This window comes from Stenotrophomonas sp. 05L44_2 (assembly GCF_056665995.1).
Window position 1 is genome coordinate 1 of record NZ_JBFTNR010000975.1, and the last position, 1,184, is coordinate 1,184.

Below are 1,184 nucleotides of genomic sequence, written 5' to 3' on the forward strand. Positions count from 1 at the left end.
GGCCAGCACCAGCCCTTCTTCGGCACTGACCCTCAGCACGGTGCCGGCAAACTGCTCCAGCCCCTGCACCTGGCCATCGCCGCCAAAACGGGTAACGCCCACCAGCACCAGCTTGCCAATCATCTGCGCGGCCTTGGCATCATCCAGATCCAGGGGCGGCAGGGCTCCTCTCGATTCGTTGCTCATCGTGCACCTCGGAAGCCTGCGTGGACATCGTGGACGAGATGCGCGCCCAGTGCTGCGAACGAAGCAGCGCCATGGGGCGACTCGCATGCATGTAGTGGCTCTGCGCATTGCGGGATGCAGAGCCAACCATCGGTGCTCAACTCACGGAAGAATTCTGTCTGAGGCTGCATGAACCGCAGCAACGTCTTCAGCATGTCTGCCAACACCAGCGCACGCTGCCTGCGCGATAGGCTGGTTGCTGATGCGGTAGGTATACGCGTGAACAGGACTGTGCATCGCGGGCCTCCTTGCCGAGGGGAGTGGCCTCGCAGGACCACGTTCAACGCTGCGCAAATGTGCCGGAAACAAGCTGGCGGGTGTCGGTCGCGGGAAAACGGCAGGGAGGCCTGCAATTCAAGGCCACGCCAGTGCTTGATCGACTCACGGCTGGATGCTGCCACCTCTCAAGGAATGAGGAAGTGAAGAAAATTCCATGGCATCCAGAGCCGACTGCGCGCCGCCAGGGAGAGCCCGGCGCTGGCAACTCCGCTTGCAGCAAACACCTGAGGTCCGAAGCGCCCGACCCCGGTGCCAGCAATCGTCAATTGCATTTAACCTGTGATTCACCTGGGCCACTTTAGGGTCAGCGCTCAACATGCAGGGAACGCTTATGCTTGGGTACGCATTCACACGGCCGTGGACGATCGTCCTAAGTGCGGCCTCGCTCTGCGCCTGCGCACACGCGACTGACCATTCGTCGACTTCTCAAGGACCCGCTCCCATGGCATCGACTGCCTCCGACGCCGCAACGCCGTCTGCGCTCACCGCAGATCAACTTCTGTTGCGCCTGCTGGATCTGATCAAGGACACCACCTCCACCCGTGAACTGACCCTTGAACGGGTATCGCAGGCCATGCAGGCGCCCGCGCAGAGTTTCGGCCCGGGTCATTTCGGCTACGGCGGCACGCTGACGCCGGAATGGAGCTACGGCCTGGAAATCAAGACGGCTGGCGCCGCCG

Annotated in this window: 2 pseudogenes; one reads left to right on the forward strand and one right to left on the reverse strand. The window is 62.4% G+C overall.

From position 1 onward, the window contains the following. Positions 1-186, reverse strand: a pseudogene (locus AC1VAN_RS22450) (hypothetical protein); the annotation flags it as partial. A 760-nt stretch (positions 187-946) separates the two neighbouring features. Between AC1VAN_RS22450 and AC1VAN_RS22455 the strand changes: the two are divergent. Beyond that, positions 947-1,184: pseudogene (locus tag AC1VAN_RS22455) on the forward strand (hypothetical protein); the annotation flags it as partial.